The 26,303-nt window shown below is 40.2% G+C and carries 18 protein-coding genes and 2 rRNA genes; 7 read left to right on the top strand and 13 right to left on the bottom strand.

Annotated features, from left to right (window positions below; genetic code table 11):
* Positions 1–64: 64 nt before the first annotated feature.
* Positions 65–2,946: ribosomal RNA gene (locus B9Y81_RS08430) — 23S ribosomal RNA — on the top strand.
* A gap of 87 nt (positions 2,947–3,033) precedes the next feature.
* A 5S ribosomal RNA gene (gene rrf, locus B9Y81_RS08425) occupies positions 3,034–3,143 on the top strand.
* Between the two features lie 97 nt (positions 3,144–3,240).
* On the opposite strand, the gene B9Y81_RS08420 is transcribed toward rrf, so the two are convergent.
* Together B9Y81_RS08420 and B9Y81_RS08415 are read right to left on the bottom strand one after the other, a co-directional pair.
* Positions 3,241–4,842, bottom strand: a complete 1,602-nt coding sequence (locus tag B9Y81_RS08420) for a DUF3857 domain-containing protein (RefSeq protein ID WP_085536531.1) — start codon at positions 4,840–4,842, stop codon at positions 3,241–3,243.
* Between the two features lie 5 nt (positions 4,843–4,847).
* Entirely contained in the window at positions 4,848–6,794 is a 1,947-nt protein-coding gene (locus B9Y81_RS08415; protein WP_085536530.1) for a DUF3857 domain-containing protein, read from the bottom strand.
* Positions 6,795–7,271: 477 nt separating this feature from the next.
* On the opposite strand from B9Y81_RS08415, the gene B9Y81_RS08410 reads away from it, so the two are divergent.
* Entirely contained in the window at positions 7,272–7,655 is a 384-nt protein-coding gene (locus B9Y81_RS08410) for a 2-amino-4-hydroxy-6-hydroxymethyldihydropteridine diphosphokinase (RefSeq protein WP_085536529.1), read from the top strand.
* On the opposite strand, the gene B9Y81_RS08405 is transcribed toward B9Y81_RS08410, so the two are convergent.
* The 9 genes from B9Y81_RS08405 to B9Y81_RS08365 form a co-directional block, all read right to left on the bottom strand.
* A complete protein-coding gene (locus tag B9Y81_RS08405) occupies positions 7,638–8,636 on the bottom strand; it encodes a class I SAM-dependent methyltransferase (RefSeq protein ID WP_085536528.1) in 999 nt (332 codons plus the stop codon). The genes B9Y81_RS08410 and B9Y81_RS08405 overlap by 18 nt on opposite strands.
* On the bottom strand, positions 8,623–9,753 hold the full coding sequence (locus tag B9Y81_RS08400; protein ID WP_085536527.1) for a mannosyltransferase: 1,131 nt from the start codon (positions 9,751–9,753) through the stop codon (positions 8,623–8,625). Before B9Y81_RS08400 ends, B9Y81_RS08405 begins: the two co-directional genes overlap by 14 nt.
* On the bottom strand, positions 9,746–10,993 hold the full coding sequence (locus B9Y81_RS08395; protein ID WP_085536526.1) for a glycosyltransferase: 1,248 nt from the start codon (positions 10,991–10,993) through the stop codon (positions 9,746–9,748). Before B9Y81_RS08395 ends, B9Y81_RS08400 begins: the two co-directional genes overlap by 8 nt.
* Positions 10,990–12,069 (bottom strand): non-hydrolyzing UDP-N-acetylglucosamine 2-epimerase, encoded by a 1,080-nt coding sequence (gene wecB, locus B9Y81_RS08390; protein ID WP_085536525.1) that lies wholly within the window; start codon positions 12,067–12,069, stop codon positions 10,990–10,992. Before wecB ends, B9Y81_RS08395 begins: the two co-directional genes overlap by 4 nt.
* Entirely contained in the window at positions 12,066–13,364 is a 1,299-nt protein-coding gene (locus tag B9Y81_RS08385) for a UDP-2,3-diacetamido-2,3-dideoxy-alpha-D-glucuronate deacetylase VimE (protein ID WP_085536524.1), read from the bottom strand. Before B9Y81_RS08385 ends, wecB begins: the two co-directional genes overlap by 4 nt.
* On the bottom strand, positions 13,361–14,317 hold the full coding sequence (locus B9Y81_RS08380; RefSeq protein ID WP_085536523.1) for a GNAT family N-acetyltransferase: 957 nt from the start codon (positions 14,315–14,317) through the stop codon (positions 13,361–13,363). The genes B9Y81_RS08385 and B9Y81_RS08380 overlap by 4 nt, the downstream gene beginning before the upstream one ends.
* Positions 14,318–14,413: 96 nt before the next feature.
* On the bottom strand, positions 14,414–15,436 hold the full coding sequence (gene recA, locus B9Y81_RS08375; protein ID WP_085536522.1) for a recombinase RecA: 1,023 nt from the start codon (positions 15,434–15,436) through the stop codon (positions 14,414–14,416).
* 3 nt (positions 15,437–15,439) lie between these two features.
* Entirely contained in the window at positions 15,440–15,898 is a 459-nt protein-coding gene (gene bcp / locus B9Y81_RS08370; RefSeq protein ID WP_085536521.1) for a thioredoxin-dependent thiol peroxidase, read from the bottom strand.
* Positions 15,899–15,902: 4 nt separating this feature from the next.
* Entirely contained in the window at positions 15,903–17,096 is a 1,194-nt protein-coding gene (locus B9Y81_RS08365; protein WP_085536520.1) for a saccharopine dehydrogenase family protein, read from the bottom strand.
* A 461-nt stretch (positions 17,097–17,557) separates the two neighbouring features.
* Between B9Y81_RS08365 and B9Y81_RS08360 the strand changes: the two genes are divergently transcribed.
* On the top strand, positions 17,558–18,760 hold the full coding sequence (locus B9Y81_RS08360; RefSeq protein ID WP_085536519.1) for a 6-bladed beta-propeller: 1,203 nt from the start codon (positions 17,558–17,560) through the stop codon (positions 18,758–18,760).
* Between the two features lie 151 nt (positions 18,761–18,911).
* Complete coding sequence (locus B9Y81_RS08355) at positions 18,912–20,078, top strand: 6-bladed beta-propeller (protein ID WP_085536518.1); 1,167 nt, start codon at positions 18,912–18,914, stop codon at positions 20,076–20,078.
* A 73-nt stretch (positions 20,079–20,151) separates the two neighbouring features.
* On the opposite strand, the gene B9Y81_RS08350 is transcribed toward B9Y81_RS08355, so the two are convergent.
* Positions 20,152–21,639 carry a glycoside hydrolase family 125 protein gene (locus B9Y81_RS08350; RefSeq protein ID WP_085536517.1) on the bottom strand — a complete coding sequence of 496 codons (1,488 nt, stop codon included), beginning with the start codon at positions 21,637–21,639 and terminating at the stop codon, positions 20,152–20,154.
* A gap of 13 nt (positions 21,640–21,652) precedes the next feature.
* Positions 21,653–22,861, bottom strand: a complete 1,209-nt coding sequence (locus B9Y81_RS08345) for a glycoside hydrolase family 76 protein (protein ID WP_085536516.1) — start codon at positions 22,859–22,861, stop codon at positions 21,653–21,655.
* 397 nt (positions 22,862–23,258) lie between these two features.
* On the opposite strand from B9Y81_RS08345, the gene B9Y81_RS08340 reads away from it, so the two are divergent.
* The gene (locus tag B9Y81_RS08340; RefSeq protein ID WP_085536515.1) at positions 23,259–24,254 is read left to right on the top strand and encodes an HU domain-containing protein; all 996 of its coding nucleotides are present in this window, start codon (positions 23,259–23,261) and stop codon (positions 24,252–24,254) included.
* A gap of 14 nt (positions 24,255–24,268) precedes the next feature.
* Positions 24,269–26,275, top strand: a complete 2,007-nt coding sequence (locus tag B9Y81_RS08335) for a tetratricopeptide repeat protein (RefSeq protein ID WP_085536585.1) — start codon at positions 24,269–24,271, stop codon at positions 26,273–26,275.
* Positions 26,276–26,303 lie beyond the last annotated feature (28 nt).

Here is a 26,303-nt window from a genome sequence, read left to right as displayed (position 1 = left end):
AAAGTATACATCAGCAGCTGTTTTATTGGTTTGTAAAAACGGATAGAATTAGTGTTAAGTTGATAAGAAAGTAAGTAAGGGCAGACGGTGGATGCCTAGGCTCTCGGAGGCGATGAAGGACGTGATAAGCTGCGAAAAGTCCGGTTTAGGTGCAAATAACCTTTGATACCGGAATATCCGAATGGGGCAACCCGTCAGGTTGAAGGCCTGACACCTCGTAATGAGGGGCGAACGTGGGGAACTGAAACATCTAAGTACCCATAGGAGAAGAAAACAAGAGTGATTCCGCAAGTAGTGGCGAGCGAACGCGGAACAGCCCAAACCTATTCTGTTTAGGCATAATAGGGGTTGTAGGACCACGTTGTGGTACAATTTAATTGAAGTAGAATGAACTGGAACGTTCAGCGATATTGGGTGACAGCCCCGTATACGAATCGATTGATTGGCCTAGTGGTATCCTGAGTAGCGCGGGACACGAGAAATCCTGTGTGAATTAGCGGGGCCCATCCCGTAAGGCTAAATACTCCCGAGAGACCGATAGTGAACCAGTACCGTGAGGGAAAGGTGAAAAGCACCTCGAATAGAGGAGTGAAATAGTTCCTGAAACCGTCTGCTTACAAGCGGTCGGAGCACTTTCATAGTGTGACGGCGTGCCTTTTGCATAATGAACCTACGAGTTACTTTATCCGGCAAGGTTAAGGCATTCAGTGCCGGAGCCGAAGCGAAAGCGAGTCTTAACAGGGCGTTTTAGTCGGATGGAGTAGACGCGAAACCAAGTGATCTACCCTTGTTCAGGTTGAAGGTTAGGTAAAACTAATTGGAGGACCGAATCGTTAAGCGTTGAAAAGCTTTCGAATGAAGTGAGGGTAGGGGTGAAAGGCTAATCAAACTTGGAGATAGCTCGTACTCCCCGAAATGCATTTAGGTGCAGCCTTTATTATTACTAGTATGAGGTAGAGCGACTGATTGGATGCGAGGGCTTCGCCGCCTATCAAGTCCAGATAAACTCCGAATGCGTACTAGTTTAAAATAAGGAGTGAGGGTGTGGGTGCTAAGGTCCACATCCGAGAGGAGAATAATCCAGACCATCAGCTAAGGTCCCGAAATAACAGTTAAGTTGAATAAACGAAGTCAGATTGCATAGACAGCTAGGATGTTGGCTTGGAAGCAGCCATTCATTTAAAGAGTGCGTAACAGCTCACTAGTCGAGGAATGTGGCGTGGATAATACTCGGGCATAAACTGTTTACCGAAGCTATGGAATCAGCAATGATTGGTAGGGGAGCATTCCATGCTGCGTTGAAGATAATGGGACGACTATTATTGGAGCGCATGGAAACGCAAATGTAGGTATAAGTAACGATAAAGGGGGTGAGAAACCCCCTCGCCGAAAGACTAAGGATTCCTGATCAACGCTAATCGGATCAGGGTAAGTCGGGTCCTAAGGTTAAGCCGAACGGCGATACCGATGGCTGAAAGGGTTAATATTCCCTTACTATTATAATGAGCGATGTGGTGACGGAGAAGTGACAGTCCTGCCTTCTGACGGAATAGGAGGTTGAAGGGTGTAGGCGTTGATAGCTGTAGGCAAATCCGCAGTTAGAGCTGAACCTGATAGTATGCAGCGTACTTGTACAATGCAATATGGACGTAAGCCGGCTCCCAAGAAAACCCGCTAAGCATATTATTATAATACCCGTACCGTAAACGGACACACGTAGTTGGGTTGAGTATACTAAGGCGCTCGAGTGATTCACGGTTAAGGAACTAGGCAAAATAGTCCTGTAACTTCGGGAAAAAGGACGCCACTAGCAATAGTGGCCGCAGAGAATAGGCCCAGGCGACTGTTTAACAAAAACACATGGCTATGCAAATTAGTTAATAAGACGTATATAGCCTGACACCTGCCCGGTGCTGGAAGGTTAAGAGGAGATGTCATCGCAAGAGAAGCGTTGAATTGAAGCCCCAGTAAACGGCGGCCGTAACTATAACGGTCCTAAGGTAGCGAAATTCCTTGTCGGGTAAGTTCCGACCTGCACGAATGGTGTAACGATCTGGGCACTGTCTCGACCGTGAGCTCGGTGAAATTGTAGTATCGGTGAAGATGCCGATTACCCGCGATGGGACGAAAAGACCCCGTGAACCTTTACTATAGCTTTACATTGCATTTGGTCATTAAATGTGTAGGATAGGCCGGAGACTATGAAGCGGGTACGCTAGTATTTGTGGAGTCACCGTTGAAATACGGCCCTTTTAATGTTTGAATTCTAACTCGCTAGATGTGAGGACAGTGTATGGTGGGTAGTTTGACTGGGGTGGTCGCCTCCAAAAGTGTAACGGAGGCTTCTAAAGGTGCGCTCAGGCCGATTGGTAACCGGTCGTAGAGTGTAATGGTATAAGCGCGCTTGACTGAGAGACCTACAAGTCGATCAGGTAGGAAACTAGAGCATAGTGATCCGGTGGTTCCGTATGGAAGGGCCATCGCTCAAAGGATAAAAGGTACTCCGGGGATAACAGGCTGATCGCTCCCAAGAGCTCATATCGACGGAGCGGTTTGGCACCTCGATGTCGGCTCGTCACATCCTGGGGCTGGAGAAGGTCCCAAGGGTTGGGCTGTTCGCCCATTAAAGTGGCACGCGAGCTGGGTTCAGAACGTCGTGAGACAGTTCGGTCTCTATCTATCGTGGGCGCAGGATATTTGCGAGGCTCTGACACTAGTACGAGAGGACCGTGTTGGACGAACCCCTGGTTTACCGGTTGTACCGCCAGGTGCATTGCCGGGTATCTACGTTCGGATTGGATAAGTGCTGAAAGCATCTAAGTACGAAGCCAGCCTCAAGATAAGATATCCCTTAAGGGTGGTTATAGACTATGACCTTGATAGGCTACAGGTGTAAAGGCAGTAATGTCATAGCCGAGTAGTACTAATAGCCCTAGACTTTCTATCGACGCAAGATGTTGATTTATATTTTAGTATAGTTGTTTAAGTATTACTAAATTGTTTTTGTTCAGTCAAGATTGTTTATAAAGACATTTAGGTGACTATAGCATTGGGGTTCCACCTCTTCCCATTCCGAACAGAGAAGTTAAGCCCAATCACGCCGATGGTACTGCATCAAGTGGGAGAGTAGGTAGTTGCCTTTTTAACTAGAGAGCCGGTTCAGTTTAGTCTGAATCGGCTCTTTTGCGTTTAGGGCTGTATATAATTACTTGTTTGAAATCAGCGGATTACTATTTAAGGTCAATTGACCTTAAATAGTAATTGTTTGTTGGAGTCACTATTCCATTCTGTAATTAGTTTTCTTACTTCATCGTATTCTTGCGGTGTGTATTGGCTTTTGTTTAATTCAATACTACGGACAACTTTAATTTTTGTTCCTGTTTTTTCTATTGTACGAGTAACTTTCCCTTGAGACGTTTTAATTTCTATGGGCTTTGCAGAACTTCTTAGTGTTGTTCCTTCCGGTACTGTTATTGTATAGCTAATATTATCTTGTATCATTGAAGGAATTTCAAATAAATCTGTTCTTTTGGTATTCAAATACTTTATATTCCACTTATCAATTCCATCTGATGGAGGCAGGTCGTAGACTAAAAATCCGTTTTTGGCAGCATTTATATCTAAGTTCAATTCCATTTCTTTATTATATGTAGCCGGCAGTACATCTATTTTCTGCATAATCCCATCTATTGTGAATAGATTATCTAAATTGCCTCTTAATTCAGGTTTCAATGAAGTGTTGCTCATTGCTGACAGATATTGAATTTTATCACCTGCCGAAACCTTTATGCCAACCTGTTTAATTGAACTTAAACCTGATACAGAAGATTGTATTGTTGAAGGATACCAAACTATAATTTCGGGAGAGGCATTAATCGCTTCTAACATCTTGTAGAGAAGGTTTGTTTTCTCTATTTCTGTACCATAAGCATTACGTATGATCTCATCTGCGCTTCTGAATTTGAAACCATTGTATGACAAAGGGATTGGAATTGTATTGATATTATCCACCACATATTTATGGATTAAATCAATCTTCTCTTGAACTGAAGCGCAATCTGCTGTAATAAACTGAGCATACGTTTCGCTTTCTAAAGAAACGGAAGATTCAATTTGTTTTTTGAGGACAGCTAATGCCTGCTCATGGTTCGTATAAGTATTTGCTACTAAGCGGGGGATATTCTCTTTATTTTGTGCAAGGAAAGGCATTCTTGATGAAGCAGGAATGTTTTTTAACTGCCAGAAATACTTTTTCATACCATTGGCTGTTTGAATGGCCTCTTTTTGAGTAGATGCATATAGAAAACTGTTAAGTGATTTGCTTTCCGGGATGCTTACTGAAATGCTATACTCACGTATCGGCGAACTTTCTTGAAGTAGCTCGTCAATATCTAATTCAGGATAGTAGCCTGCTTTTGTTACTACAGAATAGTCCAGATAAATGGTGCAGCCAAGATCCAACCCGGTATGTACGATCACCATTTCCTTTAATTGGTTATAGGCAGGTGCATCGGCTGCAAAACGAGGTAATACTTCAACAAACGCATTTTCGGGAGCTTTTATAATGGTTCCATCCTTTTGCTTCGTGTAGCAGTTGTGTATTTTCAATTCTTGAAAATCCGGGTTGTATACCACAAATGTTTCGCCATAAGTACTGTTCATTGCGGTATGTGTGAATAGTTTAAGTTCCTTGTTGCAACGCAACTCCTGACTTCCGTCCGCATGCAGAACGAAATCTTTACTTAATTTGATGAATTCGGCTTCTTGTGCTGACAATGTACCTGTGTGTACACTGATAACAAGAAGAATAAGTAAATAATTATATAATTTCTTCATATTCATTGTTCTCACTGTTTTTTAATAACCAAATAGTCTCCAAAACTTTTGTGGGCATCTACTGCATCTTTAAAATCGGACCAATCAGAAGCTTCATAAATCCTCTTCTTGAGAGCTAATTTTTGGTAAATATGCAATGTGTTTCCTTCCTGACTTAGTGTTCCTTTGAAATCGGCTGAGCTACTTGTTTTTTCTTCGGATCTGGATTTGTCAATTAATTGATATCCTTTAGGTAGGCGGATGTTTTCTTTGAGTTCTACTAAACGAGAACAGCCATCCCGAAATCCGTACTTACGATCTTCTAAATCTGTGTCGATACGGAGGTAGGTTTTCACCTGATTGTATAAATTGTTCATTACCAAAGGTTTTAATGCCATTTCGTTTTCTCCTGTTAGTGCATAATCCGGAATTTCATATTGGAAGGTAATTTGGATAGGTGCGGCCTGATAATCCTTTGGATTTTTGCCATAATCTACTTTTTTAAGTTTAGCTTTGGGCGAAACCGCCAGTAATTGACTCTCTAATGAAGCCTCCCATTCCGTTTGCCATCCACGTGTGAAAATGCGACGCACATTACTGTCTGATTGACCTTCGGCAGTGATAATGAATTGTCCGGATAAAGTGCCTTTTTCATCAAGACGGTTATCTGCGGTAATCCGAACATAATGATTTTCAGGATCAGATACAGGTGTTAAAAGAATATCAGATCCTTCCGGAACGCCGGGCAGGTAATTTTGCTGTTGCTCAGCACTGCTCCAAAGTTCACGACAAAAAGGAACCCAGGTAGGATCGAGTGGCATGTAAGTTCCGTTTGCTAACTTCACAACCGCAACACAATGGTTAAAATGATCGGCAGGGATGGATTCTACACGGCTACCTGCCATGGTCATGGCCGGATAAGCCTCAAAACCCGCCATGCGAAGAAACGAAATTAACATGGCCGCGATATCTTTACACACACCGGCACGATCCGTGAAGTTCATTTTCGTGTTGTGTAGCGTATAGCCTTCGCCTTCGCCCATTGAAATTCCGGAATACCGTATATTGTCTGCAACCCAATGCGTTAACACAGCAATCTTATCCATTTCTGATTTCTTCCCTTTAATCAGTTCGTCTACTTTCTTTTGTGCTTCCGGCAATGCATCAAAACTTCCATAATCTTCGTTTACTTTATTGAACCACAATGACTTTTCTTCCCAGCGAGGTGTTGAAGACATCATTAGCTTAGGAGCCGCGTCAAACAAATCAACCATATTAGCCTCTCTTTTAAATGGAAGGGCATTGTCAACAGAGAATAAGTATGCTTTTTTCCCATCTTCGTAACGCATAGAAGAAGTGCATTCGCCCTGATAAAACTGAAACTGTAATTCCTTTTCCATCGGAACAGTTACCTTATAGGTTTTTCGAAGGGTGGGTTCTGTAACCCAGAAAGGAACAATGTCGTAAAACTGTCCTCGCATCGGAGGGATAAAACGAGCGTCGTCGTCATCACTGCCAAGCAGCGCATACGTAAACCCTTTTTTTGAAATCTCATACTCCACTACATCACCGGGATGAAGTCTGCCAATTTCAAGCATGATCTGTCTTGCTCCCCAGTAAATTGCACGTGCCGGAGCTGCGTAATCACACGCTTGCGTAACATCTAAATTAATAATGTCGCCATTCGCCCGATAGATCGTTGCCCATTTAAAAAAAGCATGCGCTGTAAGTGGATCATAATCATACTTGATAATACGGTTGTTTACCGCCCCTTTGGGAGTAAGCACCTGAAATGTTTTATAAACTGCGAAAGAACCCGTACCCGAGGGTTCTACAATAACAGAAGTGCTGTCTTTTAGCGTAACACAGTTGTGCCCTTCATACGTTTTGATTTGTTCTGAAGTTAATCTATGCGTTTGTCCTTGCAAATAGAATAAGGATAAAAAGCAGATTAACAATGTAATACCTGTTTGTCTCATAAAAAATGGTCATATTAATTGTTTATTGTTGTTTTAGCTCAAAAAAACCGGCTGATATATAAAAATTAACAATTCAAATTCTTCTTAAAACAGAAGCGATTTTTCACAATACTATATGTTTAAAAAGATATCCTTTATTTTTTTGAAAATAACCTTTATATTTCGAAAAATAACCTTTATGTTTTCTGATAAATCTAATGCGTTGAATTTCAGCAATATAAAAGACTAACCAAAAATAGAAAACAATCCCCCTGTTTTTAACATAAAAAAACAAATTAGATACGTTGCCAACCGGACATTTTATTTGCTCTGTTGTGTGTTTTTCGAAAAAGTGATAACAATATACGTGTAAAATCCTAACTGCTATAATATTTTCTTATGAAACTCTTGTCAGTTCGTTTTTTTCTTTAGCTTTGTATTTACGATAGTTTTCGCAACGTACTATAATTAATGATATAAATCGATTTATGTGAAGATATGGACAAGAGTAATCGTATAATAATGCTCATGGGATCCAATCGAAACGCAGAAGAGAATATGAAGCTGGCGGAAGCCGAATTGCGGGATTATTTTCCTCGAATCGCGTTTTCAGATCCAGTATATACCGAACCTATAGGCACAAATTATAATACCCCTTTTTTGAATCGCATAGCGGTTGCTTATACAGCTGATCGTCCGGAGGAAATTATTGTTTGTTTTAAACTGATTGAGCAGGTTATAGGAAGAACCCCAAATGACAAGTTGATTGGAAGTATTCCGATTGACATCGACTTGCTTCAATGGAATGAACAGATCCTGAAAAAAGAAGACATGAAGCGTGACTACGTTGTAAGTGGTATTCGCTCACTTGCGGCTGAATGACAGAAAAATGAAAGGCGCGAATACGAGACCGACTTTTCCGCTGTGTTTTATAAGTTGATTGGCCAGTAATGAAAGCGTTTTTTTCCATAATTTAGGTCTTTGCGTATTATAGAATCCTTTCTTCACTTCAACAGTATAATGGTAAGTTGCAACCAATTCCCTGTAATCCCTCATTGATAAAATGCGTTCTGTCCAGTTTCCGGTTTCCGGATCACACGTGTTATAAGCGTCTAATAATAAAGGGCGTTCATTTTGAGATATAGCTTTATGTATATCACTGTAAATAAGTCCACGCGTTAATACGGCCCATTTTCTAACGTTTTTCCGACTGAATTTAGGAAACGCTTTTTTGATATAATTTACCCTTTTCGTGTAGTAATTGGGTTTCTCTAACTTGCCTGTTTCGCAACCGCGCATATAACGATGTAAACGATTCTTTACGTGTGGGTTATAGGGAGTAGACGCTGTTGTGAAAATCAGATCCATTTGATTGTTTATGCCAATCACTTCTTTAAAGAAAACAGAAAGATCATAAATATGCTCGATAACGTCGGTTGCCAGGAGCAGATCGGGTTTGATATTATTTTCACTACACCATGCTGCCAATTTGGCGGATTCTCCATGCAGAATTATGTCCGGACCAATCCCTGTTTCGTTCTGAATTAATTCTACGGCTTCTACCGATTTCTCGTTCAGATCAATGTAAATTACTTTACCTACTCCAATCTCTTTAGCAAGCATGCTCAGAAAACCACTTCCTCCACCATAATCTACCAAAATCACCTCATTAATATCCTTTTCAGTTCTACTCAAACCTTCTTTAAGGCAGTTCGCGTAAATGGCTAAAAAGAAAGGCAAAGCCGGTTTAAGTCTGCCGATGTACTCTTTATTATAGTTGCTGATAGCAAGTTGATTAAAGTCGATAGCGGAAATCTTATTATAAAGATTCGTTTTTGCTGATTTATAATTAATTAGCTCCATAAATCATATCATATAAGCGTTTGGCCTGAAACATATTGTTATAGGTTGGAAAAAGCACGTTTTCTCTTTCAGCAATTTGCGAAGCATTAAAAGGTATTTGCATGAGTTTATTGCATTGGCAGATCATCTCTTCCGGACTGTCGGCCTGATGGCATAAAGACTCCAGTCCGCTTCCTGTAAGCATAAGCGAATTAACCAGCACATGACGTCCGGCAAACAAGCTGTTCAATAGTTTTAATTTTAATCCCGTATCCTGAAAAGTTACTAAAGCATGTATATGCGCTTCTTCGATCAGAAAATTCATTCGCTCCGCAGAAGGGTTGGCTTCAATTCTTATATTAGGATAGGGCATAGCCGCGTTAAGTAAAGCCGGAGACGGATTCATGCCTGCTATTACACAGGTATACTTTAATTGACTGAATACCTTATTGATCAAAAACAAAGCTGCTTTTTCATTCTCAACCACCGATAGTTTGGCATGATAAAGGATAAAATCGGACGTCCCTTCTTTTGCCGAGACACGTTTGTTCTCATGGAAAGCAGATAGCAACGCGATGTTGTTCTTTGGATAACGGCTTTTAAGCGATGTTTTATCACTTTCAGAGATTGCCAACACCAAATCAGCCTGACGAATTTGTTTTTCATAACGGGCAAAACGTTTGCTTTCGATCAGGAAGAAAATTCGCTTTACAAAATTCCGCTCCGCTTTATACAGGTGTAGGTAATAATCGTGTTCGATATTAGCTGATCGGACGATTTTAATCCTATCCTTCAAATTACTGTCAGACAAATAATAGCATGAGTGCAATCCTTCAAAAAGAATGGGGTAATCGTTCTCTAATAAACGTTCCAGTAAAAGGGGATTTTTTCTGCTGATCACATTATAGGGTAGGATTGAAAAATTCTGAAGCAAACCGGTTTTCCTTTTGTAGTAAAAAACCTGCTCACAATAGGCTTCTAATTCCGGAGCGGGCGGACGTTCATATTCAAAGGCATGAAGAATAATCTTCACACCAAGTTGGTGTAGTGCTTTTATCTTATAAAAAATATCAATCACACCGCCATAATTTGCCGGCCAGGGGATGTTTAACGCGATAATGTTGAGCTGCTTATCCATTCTGTTTTTTCAAAACTTCTTCGAATATACGAATAAATTGCAAGGCTTGTTCTTTTCGGGAAAAGGCGATTGTTTTTTCTTTATTTATATCAGCGTGAGTCTTCCCTGTCTTTTTCCATTCAATGAAATGCTGATGAATAAACTCGTAAACTTCATTTTCGTTTTTGGCAGCAAGACCGGAGTTTGTTTCGTTAATCACCTTTTCTAAAGAATCTTCGTCGCTTCTAACACAAAGAATTGGTTTCTCAACCGCCAGAAATTCGAAAAACTTGGTTGTCATTATGCCTTTCGGGCCCTTTTCGTCTGCTTTATTGGTAAGTAGCAGCAAGATGGAGCTCTTGTTTAAAATTTGCGGTATTTCAGATGCAGGAACATAACTCTTGAAATCCATAAAATTCAATACACCATGCGATTTGCTTTCCTCTATTAAGATATCTTTGGAGGCTTTATCTACATACCATTCTACCCGACAATCCGAATCGGATATGATCTTATCATCAGACAAACGTTTTAATGCTTTCAGTAATAAACCGGGATTTCGCATAGATAAACTCAGTAGCCGCCCCGTGTAAGCAATGATAAACTTATCTGACTTTGTATGTGCAGGATAAAATAATTCGGGATCGTAGCCATTGTATATTAACGACGTTTTTTTATTGTGTTCTTTTAAAACTGAAACATGCCAGGGCGAGATTGTAACAACATGGTTGGCTGCCCGCAAAACATGGTTGCGCTCATTTAGGCACGATCGTTTGTAAAAGACGTCAATTAGCGGTTTTACTCCGGGAATATCCGGCAAGGTTTGTTTGATAAACTCATAACCGGTGTATTGTTCTATAATGTCGCGGATATCAACAACAAGCGGTAAACCGGTTTTTTTTGAAACCTTCCGGGCTGTCCATAAGGGAAATGAACGATAGGTGCTGCATAATATCAAGTCGAACGAATTGTCTTTCAACTCCTCCATCGCTACCCGATATAACTTTCTGCTTTTGAACTTAAACAAGAGTTCACCGAGGAGGATAAAAAACCACCGTAAACCTTTGTGCTTTGCGTTCTTGTAAAAATCGACAGCTTTCACCTTACATTGGTCAGTTAAGAACGCAAAAGTCTGTTCTTCTGTTTTTTCGGTAACGACAACGACTTCCCAGTTGAAAGATTTCAGATATTTAGTAAGATAACCCATCCGGGGACCAAAAGCCGGTGGGAACATATCACATATAATCAACACCTTTTTCATAATAACGAAATAATCCTTTCCGCTGCTTTGCCCGTTCCATAATCAACTATTTCTTCACGGATGGTGGGTATGGAGGCAATACAATTCAGAATATTTTCCTTTTCATAACCTGCAATTTGATTCCATCCTGCAGCAACCGTTTCCACCCATTCTGTTTCATTACGCAAGGTAATGCAAGGCGTTTGATGAAAATAAGCTTCTTTCTGTACGCCTCCCGAATCCGTAAGAATGGTAAATGCGTGTTTTTCCAATAAAATCATATCCAAAAAACTAACAGGAGGAATTATTCGCAGATAGGGATTTTGGCTTGTCAATCCAAATCGTTCAAGGCAGACTTTCGTTCGGGGATGAAGTGGCAGAACTACGGGGTAATCTTCTGTTGCGATCTCTTCAATAGCACGGAATATTCCGGTCAGTCGCTCTTGGTTATCCGTATTTTCGGCTCGATGAACAGTACATAGCCTGAACTGTTTCCTATTAAGTTTCAACGATTGTAGGATAGGGGAGGACTGTTCTGCTATTTTCCCAAAAGTAAGTGCCGCGTCATACATCACATCACCCACGTGATGCACACCGTTCAGAATGCCTTCGTTCTTTAGCTGTTCAACCGCACTTTTCGTAGGGCAAAAAAGTGCTGAAGCTATATGATCAGTTAATATCCGGTTTATTTCTTCAGGCATTGCGCTGTTGAAACTACGTAAACCGGCTTCTACATGTGCTACCGGAATTTGTAATTTTGAAGCTGCCAATGCACCAGCCAGTGTGGAGTTTGTATCTCCGTAAACAAGCACATAGTCCGGTTTTTCCTTGAGTAAAATCGATTCTATTTCTTCTAACATACGTCCCGTCATGGCTCCGTGCGAAATATTACCACAATTAAGTTGCCAGGTAGGTGTAGGAATGCACATTTCCTGAAAAAAAATACGACTCATGGCTTCGTCATAATGTTGACCGGTGTGGATCAGTAACTCTTCAATCTGATTGTTGTTTTTCCTGTTGTGCGTATGTATGGCATGGCTTACCATGGCCGCTTTGATAAATTGAGGACGTGCGCCGACAATCGTTATAACTTTCATTCGTTCATTAATTTTTTTATCAAGTCTGTATAGAGTTTATTTAAATAATCAGCCTTGTGTTCTGCAAAAGCAGTATTGTGCCACAACAAAACCAAGTCTCCTTTATGTGTTGCTGTTTGATTAATTAAACCAAGACAATAGGCTAAAGCCTCTTCATATGATAAACCCATATATTTTTTTTCAGACAGACTACATTCCATAATTGTTAAAGGATGAAGCAGGAAAGAGGTAAGTTTTCGGGTTGCAGGATTGATCCATCGAACAGATCTGCAAGTACCTAAGCGAAAGCCGGCTACATCAGCATAGCCGAGTGTGAAATCTTCAAATATACCTGCTTTTTGAAGAAAGGCAGTATGCTCCGGTTCTCTGAATGAAAGAAAATGATGCCGATTAAGTTTGATTTCCTTTTTTATCGCTGATTCAAGTTTTTTTTTCTCTTTGACAATTAGTTCGGGATTGTTGCCGGCCTGATAACTACTGTGAAGACCTATTTCTACCTGAAACTGATCGCACAGCGCAAACAGGTTTTTAATGTCTTTACCAATCAGCTTATAAACGGGTTTGTCTTGAACCGAGTTGCCTCCGGCTTTAAAGAAACAAATTACTTTACATCGGTCTTTACCTAACGCTGTTACTAACTTTTCGTTTTCAGCGAATAGCTTTGGAAAGGTATAAAAGGGATCACTTTCCAGATTCCCGTTTTTAATTTTTAGTGCTGTTATAATGTTTTCCCCGTTTTTTATTTCCCGTATTACATTTCTCCAAGAGCGGCAATAAAACGGAGCATCCACATCGTGCGTTAGATATATTTGCCGTATACCTGGTTTTTCTTCATGCAATTGCAAACCTAACTGCCGTAGTTTATTTCTGAGATATAAACCATATTCTTCTACAACCGGACGATGCAAAAACCCTGCCTTATACGGCAATGATTGTTTCCCGGGGAAACGTCCGTGTTCATCACGCATATCCCGCCGAATCATCTCCTCATAACGAGTGATCAGAAAATAAGTGCTGGCAACCAAATCGGCACGTAGCACGAGTGTATCACCAATCATTTCTTCTTTCGCTTCCCCGAAAAGGAGTGGAATGTCGTCAATTAATTTAAGCGGTAACGTTGGAATTGACGAGGGTTTTCCATACAGGTGACTGTCAAAAAAACCGGAAGGATGGATTACAATACTGTACTTGTTGTATAGGCGAGGATCAGCTGTATAGCCAATAGCAGTGATATATTCTCCCGGAATATCATCTCCTAACAAGAAACGAATAATGTATTGAATAAAATCTTTCATTTCAAACCATCTCTTAACTTTATCATTAGTCTATTGAATAAACTCAATCTACCGCGTTTTATTGTGAAGAATGGCATTTGTCGACCTCCGAATTCGCGAAAAAATCGCTCAACTCCGGGAATCATCGAACCCTCAAAATCAAAAGTGTTTGTATATTGTGATACAAATTGAATGGCTTCCCACATAACCAAGCTATGCGCTCCGGAATCTCTCAGAGCCGGATCACCCCCTCCGGCAATGTAATAAGCCGAACTCTCCTGCCAAACAATGAATACGGCGGCATGGAGCCTGCCCGTTTCATCATAACCTCCCCAGATATCTCCCTGATTGCGTTTGCGACAAACCTTAATGATCCGTTTCAGTACTTCTATATCCTTAGGCGCAGGTTTATTCTGTCGTTGAAATGTTGCTTTGAATACATTCAGAAAATCGTCTGATGGAATACCTTTCCTGATAACAATCCCGTTTTTTTCTTTTGCCTTATTTATGTTACGCCGGATATTTGCAGACATGTTCTCCCACAACTGATCCGTATTGGTAATGTCTTGCAGGATATAGGTATAGCGGGTTGTCTGCTTGAATCCTTTCCAATAAAAGGGCAGCCAATCTGTAAATGTATAGGGGAATTGTTGAAGAAAAGAAGAGTAATCTTGCAAGGAATCAAGTAAGTCCGCGCATAATCCTTGCCGGTTTCCTAATAGCGTTCTGTATTTAGTGTCTGAAGACTCTGACGCAAACCAAGGTCCCATCGTTTGGGTATAAGATGGCATGGAAACAACATTCGGTAAGGGCTTGAATATAGGCATGGCCGCTACTATCCGACCCTTGTTTTCAATCAAAATGACATCCCATTTAGATATTCCGCAAACCGTATCCAACCACCAATCCCGTGAGAAGAGGGGGATGCTTTCTTCTGTTTCACAAAGTTGCCGGTATTTTTGTACGGGAGTCATTCGGTTTTCTATTGAATGGATTTAACAAAAAACGGGAAAGTAGAAATTCTTCTTGTTTAAGGTAAATCTCTACTTTCCCGAACTATAGTCGACTTGTTATTTAAGTCCTTCGAAAATCTGTGCAGCTAATTCCTCTGCCAGTTCCGGATTGTCGTTTACACATTGTTTCGCGGCATCACGACCTTGTCCTAATTTCGTGTCGTTATAACTGTACCAGGAACCACTTTTCTTGATTACGCCCATTTCAGCACCCAAATCAATGATTTCGCCTGAACGAGAGATTCCTTCACCAAACATCACGTCAAATTCAGCTTTGCGGAAAGGAGGGGCTACTTTATTTTTAACTACTTTCACCCGAACCTGATTTCCTTTTACCTCATCACCGTCTTTCAGCTGACTGATACGGCGGATGTCCAAACGAACGGAAGCATAGAACTTCAGGGCGTTACCTCCTGTTGTTGTTTCCGGATTGCCAAACATAACACCAATCTTATCACGCAACTGGTTGATGAATATACACGTTGTATTTGTTTTGTTGATCGCTGCAGTCAGTTTGCGGAGTGCCTGAGACATAAGTCTGGCCTGTAACCCCATTTTACTGTCACCCATTTCACCTTCCAACTCAGCTTTTGGTGTAAGAGCGGCTACCGAGTCAATAACAACGATATCTACGGCCGATGAACGAATCAATTGTTCCGCGATTTCAAGCGCTTGTTCTCCACAGTCCGGCTGAGATATCCATAGATTCTCTACATCAACGCCTAACTTGGCGGCATAAAAACGATCGAAAGCATGTTCCGCGTCAATAAACGCCGCGATACCACCTGCCTTCTGAGCTTCTGCAATAGCGTGGATTGCCAGAGTTGTTTTACCGGAAGATTCCGGACCATATATTTCAATCACACGACCTCTTGGGTAACCACCAACGCCTAAAGCGGCATCAAGGGCAATTGAGCCCGAGTGAATAACTTCTATGTTCTCAACGCTCTCATCACCTAATTTCATGATAGAGCCTTTTCCGTAATTTTTTTCAATCTTTTCGGTTGCGGCGCGAAGCGCTTTCAGCTTCTCTGCATTTACAGCGGCTTTCGCTTGTATGTCTTTTTCTTCTTTTGACATTGCTTAGTTGTTTAATATTTGATTTGCATGGTCTTTTGTGTTCACTTCTTTGGGCGTGATGATTCGTTCCACAACACCTTCTTCATTTATAATAAAGGTGGTGCGCAACGTTCCCATATACTTGCGTCCGTACATGCTTTTCTCCGCCCATACTCCGAATTGCTCTTGTAGCTTGGTTTCGGTATCTGCTATCAGATTAAATGGCAACTCTTGTTTGCTGATGAAACCTTGATGAGATTTGGCGCTATCCTTGCTTACACCGATCACTTCATAACCGGCGGCACGAAGACTTTCGTATCCGTCACGCAAACTGCAAGCCTGCGCTGTGCAACCGCTTGTGTTGTCTTTGGGATAGAAGTAAAGAGCTATTTTACGACCTTTAAAATCACTAAGTTTTATTTCATTTCCGTTTTGGTCTGTACCCAAAACTTCGGGTGCTTTGTCGCCTATTTGTATTGCCATAAAATTAAAATTCCAGATCTACATTAAATAATTCGTGCCAAGGTAACCCTTGTTCATTCAGTTCCTTCATGAAAGGATCAGGATTGAATTCTTCTACATTCCATACACCCGGTTTCTTCCATACTCCCTGCATAAACAGTTTTGCTCCGATCATGGCCGGAACGCCGGTAGTATAGCTTACACCCTGTGCGCCGGTTTCTTTGAATGCTTCTTCATGGCTGCAGTTGTTGTATACATAATAAGTCAACTCCTTACCATCTTTAATACCACGAATACGGCAACCGATAGATGTTTCTCCCGTGTAGTTTTCTCCCAGATCACCCGGGTTAGGTAGTACTGCTTTCAAAAACTGAATAGGAACTATCTCTACTCCGTTATATAAAATAGGTTTGATGCTGTCCATGCCAATGTTCTGAATTACGCGTAAGTGAGTCAGGTATTCCTGACCGAATGTCATCCAGAAACGAGCCCGTTTAAGAGTAGGGAAGTTCTTTACCAAACTTTCTAACTCTTCGTGATACATCAGATAAGATTCTTTCGGACCTACATTAGGGTAGTTTAGTGCTTTGTGTACAGAAAGCGGATCAGTTTCTTTCCATTCTCCGTCTTCAAAATACTTTCCTTTCTGAGTGATCTCACGGATATTGATTTCCGGATTAAAGTTTGTCGCGAACGCTTTGTGGTGATCCCCTGCGTTACAGTCAACAATATCTAAATAATGTATCTCATCAAAATGATGTTTAGCCGCGTATGCCGTATAAACGCCTGTTACTCCCGGGTCGAAACCACAACCTAAAATAGCGGTCAGTCCGGCATCTTCGAAACGTTGTTTATATGCCCATTGCCAGCTGTACTGATATTTGGCTTCGTCCAATGGTTCGTAGTTGGCTGTATCTAAATAACTGACACCATAAGCCAAGCAAGCGTCCATGATAGAAAGATCCTGATAGGGTAATGCAAGATTAACTACCAAGTCAGGTTTAAAGGAATTAAACAACGCCACAAGATCGTTCACATTATCAGCGTCTACCTGTGCTGTCTGAACTTTTACATTCTTAATATCAGCGGCAATAGCATCACATTTGCTTTTCGTGCGGCTCGCCACCATGATATCCGTAAATACATCCGCGTTCATCGCGATTTTCTTGACAGCAACAGTGCTAACTCCTCCTGCACCAATTACTAATACTCTTCCCATTAAAAAATAGAATTAATCTTGTTAATACACAGTTAATAAGGTAATAAACCAGTTACAAATATACTGTTTTTTTATATAAAGGACAACTTCTTTCAGGTACGGAATTTAAGTATTTTCTCTTCTTTAGTGCCTTGTCATCCTGACCGAAGCGGAAGAATAGTATACGGTCTGGTGATCTCTTATGCTGATCTATACAGCAATTTATCCACTTTGGTCGGAATGACAAAAAAGAGAGGTCGGGATAACAAAAATAAGAAGGAGCACAATGACAGGCATTCTTAGGCGTAAAAAACTTTCGTTAATGAAAGTTTGTCAAAGGTGTCTTTCTTTCAAAAGTATTGAAGGATAGTTTTTTAGATATCTTGAATAAAAAATGATAATTAACTATAGTGCTGTTTGATTTTTTAAATAAAAAACTAACTTGCAAACGATTTGGTTTTCAACTTAAATTCCTATGCTATATGAAAAAATATATTTGTTTTAGTATCGTGATAATAGTCATGACTACCTTAGGGGTTTCATGCAGTAAAAAAAAGAAGGTAGCAAAAGGTTTGACACTGAATGACTGTCCTATTGTGGCTCATCAGGAATATACTAATGGTGATACTTTAACAGTGTGTGATTTTGCTTCTGTTAAAGACACGTTTAATATTCCATTAAGTGTATTTCTGTCTTCTTTTGAAATTGTCCAGCTGGAAAATACGGAAGAAGCATTGACCGCAGAAGATGGCGTTGTCACGGTAAGTGATAACTACATTGGAGTATATTCTTTTAAAGCTGGAGCTTATAAACTCTACAATAAAAATGGGAAATATATGTGTACTGTGTCTTCTCCCGGACAAGGACCAGATCAATACTTTATAGGCCTGTATGATAGTTATATCGATGAAAATAATGGAAGAATATATTTGTTGGCATTTAGAGCAAGTAAAATCTTAGTTTTTAACTTGGAAGGAAGAGCTTTAGAACATATTCCTCTATCCTATATAGCCCACAAAGGACGATTTATTATTCATCCGAAAACGGAGACAATAACGATGATGGCTTTGCCATTTATTGATACCCCTTCAGTTATTTGGGCACAAGACTTCAAAGGAAATGTACTTCAAGAAATTCCTACGGGTCAGTTTCTAATCCATCCAGGAGACTATAGTAATGAAGTCTGGGAATCACTAAATACAATAAATCAAGATTTCTCATTATTAAAATGGGTTGAGTCTGAGGATACACTTTATCATTATCTGAGAAAAGAAAATCGATTGAAACCACATTTCACTTTTGATTTCAAAGGTGAACCTATTCGTCATAACTACATAGAATTACCTGATTATTATTTAACTTGGTTGATTACCCAAGTTGCTTGGAACGGAGAAATGCCTCGTTTTCCAAAAGTACTAATAGACAAAAAAACTTTACGCGGTTGTTATATTGATATTAAATGGAATATGCTAGGTAATATTGACGGTTCCAATAGAATATCTTTTAGTCGTGGTTATTTTACGGCCAATATGGAACCTTACAAATTGAAAGAACAGTTAGAAAAAGTACTAGCTAAATCAGATAAATTAACTCCTGAGATGCGTCAGAAGTTGAAAACTTTAAATAAGAATATTACAGATGATGATAATAATATTCTGTTTATCGGGAAGCTGAAGACAAGGTAATATCATAAAGTTAGCGGGCTATAAATAATTGAAAATTTTATTGATTCGATTTTACCATGAAGGAACTTGAAAAGTTGATCTTTTTTATGAGGGGTAATTTATATATATTGATTTCAGTTGTTTTGTTTAAACTAATTAATAACATATTTGTATGAAAAGAACCATCGCTTTTTTATTAATGATCCTTTTTATAGGGGCAGGGTGCGGACAAAGGCAATCGGGTAACGATGATCTTGTCTTGGTTGATATTACAAAAACTCCTTCCTCCAAAAAAGAACTGATTCTTCAGGATTTTATGGATGTGGAATATATTGCGCTGGAAACAAATGATGAATTTGTTAATCAAGGGTTTGTACAGGCTATTGGTGAAAAAAATATTTTAGTCAGAAACTATAAGGATGATGGTGATATTTTTGTCTATGACCGTACAGGAAAAGCTCTCCGAAAGATTAACCGCAAAGGTCAAGGTGGCGAGGAGTATACCGGCGTTTTTAATATGATTCTGGATGAAGATAATGATGAAATGTTTGTGTCTGATATTTACGCAAAAAAAATTGTGGTATACGATATGTACGGAACTTTCAAAAGAAGTTTTAAGCACAAGGAAGGGACAGGATCTCAATTTTATATAGACATGTTCAATTATGACAAAGATCATCTGATTTGTTATGATGAATATAATGAAGAAATACCATTCCTTATTATATCTAAACAGGATGGTAAAGTTGTCAAAGAAGTTGAAGTTCCATACAAAGAAAAAATCTTTTTACAACAACAAATGAGGGATGAGGCAAGTGATATAACATACACAGTAGGGCCGGGTCCTCACCGCTCAATTATTCCATTTAAAGGTGACTGGCTGTTATCTGAACTCTCTTCAGATACGGTGTATTCTTTATTGTCGGATTATAGTTTGCGACCGTTTCTGGCAAGAACTCCGCCTATTGGATCTATGGACCCGAAAGAGTTTCTTCTTATGAGACTATTTTCTGATCGTTATTATTTTATGGAAACTATAAAAAACGTATATGATTTTGATAGTAAATCAGGATTTCCCCGGACTTTTCTTATGTATGATAAGCTGGAAGATTCCTTTTTCAAGTATACCGTTTATAATGGAGACTATACGATTAAGGAAGAAATTTATATGAATAGTTTTAGACCTGTAAATCACGAAATAGAATCATGGCGATCTTTAGAATCTTATCGCCTCATATTATCATATGAGAAAGATCAGTTAAAAGGCAAACTAAAAGAAATAGCCGCGACTTTAGACGAAGATTCCAATCCCGTGATTATGCTGGTTAAGCATAGGTGAATGTTGTAATATAAAGAAAGGGTGACAAAAACAAATTTGCCACCCTCTTTCTGTTTCTATGTTTCCGGATTGATTATTGGATAGAGTTCAATAAATCAACTTTTCCTTCATTTACTAATTTAAGAATTAGTTCGCCGAACAAGGTGTTTTGCCATGCAAACCAAGAACGGGTGAAGTTTTTGGGATCATCTTTGTGGAATGATTCGTGGATAAAACCTGTTTCCGCATCTGTGTTTATGATCATTTTAATGCATTCTTTTATCTCTTGGTCATCCTGAGATGTGAATGCTTTCATCATGATGCTCATTGGCCAAACCATATCGTATCCAATATGCGGACCTCCGATTCCTTCCCCGGCTTTGCCTTTGAAGAAGTAAGGATTATCCTGGCTCCAAACAAACTTGCGTGTGTTTTGATAAATCGGATCATTTACGTTTACATCGCCTAAATAAGCAGAAGAAAGCAAACTTGGAGCATTTGAGTCGTCCATCAAATACTGATTTCCGAATCCGTCAACTTCGAATGCATAGATCTTGCCGTATTTAGGATGGTTGTTGATTGCGTATTTTTGCAACGCGGTTTCTACTTCAGAGGCTAATGCTGTACATTCCTGAGCCAGATCAGTGCGTTTGCTTACTTCCGTCAGGATTTCGGCCGCTTTGCGTAATGAGGTTACGGCAAAAAAGTTGGATGGAACCAAAAATAAGAAAGTGGTAGCATCGTCTGAAGGACGAAATGCCGAAGCAATCAGCCCTACGGGATTTACCGGATTACCTTTTCCGTCGTTGTTCATCGTGTCTAACTGACGTTCCGTTTTACGTTGGAATCTGTAAGGGCCGGGACCATCTTTGCGTTGTTGTTCTTTGAATGTTTTCAGAATATTCTGAATAGCACCTAACCATTCTTCGTCAAAAATGCTGCTGTCTCCAGTTGTTTTCCAGTAGTGATAAGCCAATCGAAGAGGATAGCACAACGAATCGATTTCCCATTTGCGTTCATGCAATTCCGGTTTCATGTCTGTATTGTCAGACATCCACTGATGATCCGGATTAGGGTCGTGCGGATCAAGGAAAGCATTGGCGTAGGGGTCAAGAATAATACATTTGAATTGACGGCGAATAACACCTGCCAACATGGCTTTCAACTCCGGGTCTTTGTTGGCTAATTGCACATAAGGCCAAACCTGAGCTCCGGAATCGCGAAGCCACATCGCGTGGATATCTCCGGTATAAACAACCGTGTCGTCTTTACCGTCTGTTTTACGATAGCGCACCGTTGTATCGAGCGTATTCGGAAAACAGTTTTCGAACATCCAAGCCAGCTTTGCGTTCTTCAACATTTTCGTAACCCGCAGAATCTCTTGCTCAACCGCTTTTGATGTAAAATACCTGTCGGCCTTAGCCGGACGATTTGTTTTTGTATAGTCAGAACCACTTTCTATACGCGTGTTGTCCGCAGGTAGTGATAAATAATCGGTAGAGGCGTAAACCTCATTTCCGGCTAATAGCGCGATGGCTATAGCCGAATAACCTAAAATACTTACTTTTTGCCTTTTATTCATGTCTTATTAAAATTTATAAAAATGCCAGTCTGGCATACATTTCTACTATTGCCGCCTGTGTAAGCAGCCATTTCTTATCGTCTTTCTTTTGCCCTGTCCAGTCGGTGTTGAATAATCCGTTATCATCACGCATTGTATTCCACGCCTGATCCAGACTTTTGTTGAACATATCTAAATAGGTACGGTCTTTGTCAATTGTATATAGCTCCACAAACCCGCGTAGCATAACAGCCGTAAACCAAATGTCGCCATTTTTTATCAAACGGAAAGAAGTTTGATCCTTTCCTGTAAAATCAACGAAGAAATAAGAAGAACAACCTTTTGCGATTTGCTGCGCGTCGGTAAGGTATTCTTTCTTTTCTGTCAGCTTATATAAAATTGATGCGGCCTGAATCATTTGTCCGCTGTTATAGGCATATTTTGTCTTTTCAACAGAACCGTCCATACGGATATTGTCATAGAAAAGATAGTCTTCCGTATCCTGAAGATTATTTTTCGTCCAGTTATATAAATTCAGTCCCTGATGATAATAACTGCTATCTCCTGTCGCGATAAATAACTTGAGCGCGTATACGGCACCCGGCGCATTGGAACAGGTGTTCTTTGATCCCTTTTTTTGTTCGCACCAGTAAATACCACCACCTAAATTATCGTCTGTACCACTTTGAATGAACTTCCAGATCAACTCTGCTTTCTCGAGATATCGCTTTTCGTTTGTCAGCATGTAGCTATCGGTAAAGTCGATACCCAACCAAACATTGTCATCGTAAAACCGATCAGATACCGGAGCCTCATTTATATATGAACTGTATGCGGAAGGCTGTCTTTGAGTGTCAAAATACGCCTCTAACCCGATAAGTACCTTTTCGTCAAGTATTTTTTTGAACGCAGCATCTTTTGTTGATTCAAACAAAACAGTAACCGCCGAGAACGTGCCGGAGTAAGGCCATAAATACGAATAAGCATTTGGCACATTGGTCTGTACTTCCGACGCTAAATAAGTAGCTTTGTGCTGATCGTCGAAAGGAAAAGTCTCCCTTAATAATTCCGTTCCCGCTATTCCATAATGTTGATACAGTGAATCAAGCGTTTGAGAAGCCCTGACCAGATTATTGTTCACAGAACCATCCTCCCCGGCCTCAGAGCTTTTGCCCTTACAAGCGGATAGAATAAAAACACATACTAAAAAAGAAATAAAACTTAAACTGTTTCTCTTAATCATTTCAATCCTATTTTAAACTGTTTTTATCGGCAGCCCTCAAGCATCAATCAGAGCAGCGTATGGGTGTTAAAACGAACACAAATATACGTATTCCCATTGATTTTTTCCATTTTTTTATTTTACCTCAGGATGGTATATTAACATAACGTTTTTAAAACTCGGTATTACTGTATTTTAATGTTAAAATAATGTTAAAACGACTCTTCGGATGCGGTTTTGTAAGTTGTTGATTATCAATTATATATAAAGGGTAAAAATATAAAGGTTATTTTTGGAAAAATAAAGGATGTTTTTGGAAAAATAAAGGTTATGTTTTTTTTTATAAAGGATATTGATCTTGACGGTTTTTTTAATTGGTAGGAGTCGATCATTTCGAATAGATGCTTATCTTTGTATTATGCAAAGAATAATCGCTCATATTGAACATCTGTTATTGACGCATGATTGTGTGATAGTTCCTAAACTTGGAGGTTTTGTGCTTCAAACCGTACCGGCCTCATATTCTGCGGAGGAACATATCTTCAGACCGATGCGTAAGGATCTGTTGTTTAATCGTACACTTAATCATCAGGATGGTTTGTTGGTGGAGGCCTACATGAAAAAATATGCCGTAGGTTATAGCAAAGCCGCTGAAATGGTGAGTCAAGATGTGGAAGTATTGCTGCAACGGCTTAATGCTTGCGGGCAGATAGAACTGGGCGCCATCGGTACTTTGCGTTTGGGGGATGAAGCACAGTTGGTATTTACTGTGGCTGAAGAAAACCAGCTGGGTATAGGTGCCTATGGTTTGCCTTCTTTTTACCTGACGCCTCTGTCACTGCTTAAGCGGGAAGAGGAGGATTTGTTTATTCCTGCATACTCGTCCGACGAACTCAAAAGAAAAGACAAAATATACATTGGTATAAATAAAAGTGTAATCCGGGTGGCCACTGCAGTAGCTGCGGTAATTGCTTTTGTACTTTTAATTTCTACTCCAATAAGGGATGTTAACCCATCGACCTATACGGCAAGTTTTATTCCTTCTGAAGTAACGGTCAATAAACCGGCGGAGCACCTGAACCCGGGTGTTGTGGAGGAAACGACTCCTGCTGTATCTGTAGAATCGGAGGTTGTGCCCGAAGCGACTGTTCTACCGGAACCTGCCCCCGTTGTGCGGAAAACAGGAAAGACCTATTATATTGTAATCGGTAGTTTTCCGAACGAGGAATCAAGCCGGAAATTTATTTCGCAAATAGATAGAACTTTATCTCCAAATGTTGGATTTGTAGCAAAAGGAGAGAAGGTACGTGTGTATTCAGACAAGTTTGATAATAGAGAAGAAGCGGAGTCATATCTTTCCGTTGTTCGTCAGACAGATAAATATAAGGATGCCTGGTTGTTTATCAGCCGTTAATGAATTCTATTCCATTGGATTTTGTACTCGACACGGATAATAAAGAGTTTCAGGATGCATTGCAACTGATAACTTATACACGTCAGTCTGTTTTTCTGACCGGAAAAGCCGGCACCGGCAAATCCACTTTCCTGAAATACATTTGCGAACATACCAAAAAAAAACATGTTGTACTTGCTCCGACAGGCATAGCTGCTATTAATGCGGGAGGAGTAACGTTGCATTCTTTCTTTAAACTGCCTTTTCGCCCGATCTTGCCCGATGATCCGGACTTGAGTGTAAAGGGTGGGCGTATTTTTGATTTCTTTAGATACAGAAAGGAACACCGCAAAATACTGGCTGAAGTGGAGCTGGTGATTATCGATGAAATATCGATGGTAAGGGCTGATATTATAGACTGTATAGATCGTATTTTGCGGATTTATTCTCAAAACACTCGTTTGCCTTTCGGTGGGAAACAATTGCTTTTTGTTGGCGATGTTTTTCAATTGGAACCTGTTGTTCCTTCTGATCAGCGCGAGATATTGAACCTTTTTTATCCCACCCCTTTTTTCTTTTCAGCCCATGTGTTTAGAGAAATTAATCTCGTGCCGATAGAGTTGCAAAAGGTTTACCGGCAAAATGACCCTGTGTTTATTAATGTTCTGGATCGTATTCGTAGCAATACGGCTCGTCCTGAAGAATTAAAGATATTGAATGAGCGTGTTTTCCCTTCGTTTGTACCACAGGAAGAAGATATGTTTATTACGTTGGCAACGCGTCGCGACCAGGTAGACTTTATTAATGAGAAAAAATTAGCGGAACTCTCCGGAGAAGAGTTTATCTCCTTGGGCACGATAGATGGAGATTTTCCCGAAAGTTCTTTGCCTACGCAGCTAAAACTGGCAATCAAAGATCAGGCACAAGTTATTTTTATTGATAACGATCCGGACCGAAGATGGGTTAACGGTACTATCGGACGTGTTTCCGGTATAGATGATACGGGTAATGTATATGTGTTGTTGGAAAATGGATCGGAGCATCTGGTTGAACGTACTTCCTGGCGGAATTATAAATACAAATATAATGAAGAGGAAAAGCGAATCGAAGAAGAAATTATCGGTACATTTGAACAACTCCCGATTCGTTTGGCCTGGGCTATTACCATACATAAAAGTCAGGGACTGACGTTTAGCCGGGTTGTAGTTGATTTGAGTAAGGGTGTATTTGCCGGAGGGCAAACCTATGTTGCTTTAAGTCGCTGCACAAGTCTGGATGGGCTGGTGTTGAAAAGCAAACTGTCTCCCTATGATATTTTCGTGAGGAAGGAGATTGAAGAATTCAGCCGGCAGTTCAACGATCACCGGTTGATAGAAAAGAGTTTGCGCGAAGGAGAAGCCGACCGGTTATACGCTCAGGCTACCGAAGCTTTTAAGCAAGGAAAGGTTGACAAGGCCGCACAGGCTTTCGGAGCCGCGGTAAGTAAGCGGAATGAATTAGACAAAGAACCGGTTCGACGCTTGCTTGGTAGGAAGTTGCGTGTAATAAATCGTCAGCAGGATGAAATTACGGCTTTGAAAGACAAACTGCAAGAGAGTAAAAAAATCCTTTCAGAGTATGCCCGTGAGTATTACCTGATGGGGAATGAATGTATTACACAAGCACATGATAGTAGGGCAGCGCTCAGAAGCTTTGACAAAGCGTTGAGGTTAGATCCCTTGTTTACTGACGCGTGGGTGAGGAAAGGAGTGACCTTACTGGATATGGGAGAACTTTATGATGCTCATGTTTGTTTAAATGAAGCTGTAAAACAAAAGCCACACGCTTTTAAAACGCACTATAACCGGGGTAAATGTCACCTGTTATTGAAAAATCATGAAGAGGCAATGACCGATTTTACGATAGCGATCAAAGCAAAGCCAAAACATGCCGCCGCGCACGAATATCTGGCAGAAGCATATTCGGGTATGGGCGAAGAAGAATTGGCGCAAAAACATAGAGACATTGCAGATATGTTGCGAAATAGATCTGAAAGCTTTTAGCAATCAGATCACATGAATTTTAATCATT

The sequence above is a fragment of the Massilibacteroides vaginae genome (genome assembly GCF_900178525.1).
GTDB classification, from domain to species: domain Bacteria; phylum Bacteroidota; class Bacteroidia; order Bacteroidales; family Tannerellaceae; genus Massilibacteroides; species Massilibacteroides vaginae.
This window is presented reverse-complemented; position numbering and strand designations above follow the sequence as displayed.

Coding starts and splice junctions, on each gene's coding strand:
- recA (WP_085536522.1), bottom strand. CDS start 15,436: ATGTCAAAAGAAGAAAAAGACATACAAGCGAAAGCCGCTGTAAATGCA.
- wecB (WP_085536525.1), bottom strand. CDS start 12,069: ATGAAAGTTATAACGATTGTCGGCGCACGTCCTCAATTTATCAAAGCG.
- B9Y81_RS08385 (WP_085536524.1), bottom strand. CDS start 13,364: ATGAAAGATTTTATTCAATACATTATTCGTTTCTTGTTAGGAGATGAT.
- B9Y81_RS08415 (WP_085536530.1), bottom strand. CDS start 6,794: ATGAGACAAACAGGTATTACATTGTTAATCTGCTTTTTATCCTTATTC.
- B9Y81_RS08360 (WP_085536519.1), top strand. CDS start 17,558: ATGAAAAAATATATTTGTTTTAGTATCGTGATAATAGTCATGACTACC.
- B9Y81_RS08405 (WP_085536528.1), bottom strand. CDS start 8,636: ATGGAGCTAATTAATTATAAATCAGCAAAAACGAATCTTTATAATAAG.
- B9Y81_RS08410 (WP_085536529.1), top strand. CDS start 7,272: ATGGACAAGAGTAATCGTATAATAATGCTCATGGGATCCAATCGAAAC.
- B9Y81_RS08355 (WP_085536518.1), top strand. CDS start 18,912: ATGAAAAGAACCATCGCTTTTTTATTAATGATCCTTTTTATAGGGGCA.
- B9Y81_RS08350 (WP_085536517.1), bottom strand. CDS start 21,639: ATGAATAAAAGGCAAAAAGTAAGTATTTTAGGTTATTCGGCTATAGCC.
- bcp (WP_085536521.1), bottom strand. CDS start 15,898: ATGGCAATACAAATAGGCGACAAAGCACCCGAAGTTTTGGGTACAGAC.
- B9Y81_RS08400 (WP_085536527.1), bottom strand. CDS start 9,753: ATGGATAAGCAGCTCAACATTATCGCGTTAAACATCCCCTGGCCGGCA.
- B9Y81_RS08365 (WP_085536520.1), bottom strand. CDS start 17,096: ATGGGAAGAGTATTAGTAATTGGTGCAGGAGGAGTTAGCACTGTTGCT.
- B9Y81_RS08380 (WP_085536523.1), bottom strand. CDS start 14,317: ATGACTCCCGTACAAAAATACCGGCAACTTTGTGAAACAGAAGAAAGC.
- B9Y81_RS08340 (WP_085536515.1), top strand. CDS start 23,259: ATGCAAAGAATAATCGCTCATATTGAACATCTGTTATTGACGCATGAT.
- B9Y81_RS08345 (WP_085536516.1), bottom strand. CDS start 22,861: ATGATTAAGAGAAACAGTTTAAGTTTTATTTCTTTTTTAGTATGTGTT.
- B9Y81_RS08395 (WP_085536526.1), bottom strand. CDS start 10,993: ATGAAAAAGGTGTTGATTATATGTGATATGTTCCCACCGGCTTTTGGT.
- B9Y81_RS08420 (WP_085536531.1), bottom strand. CDS start 4,842: ATGAATATGAAGAAATTATATAATTATTTACTTATTCTTCTTGTTATC.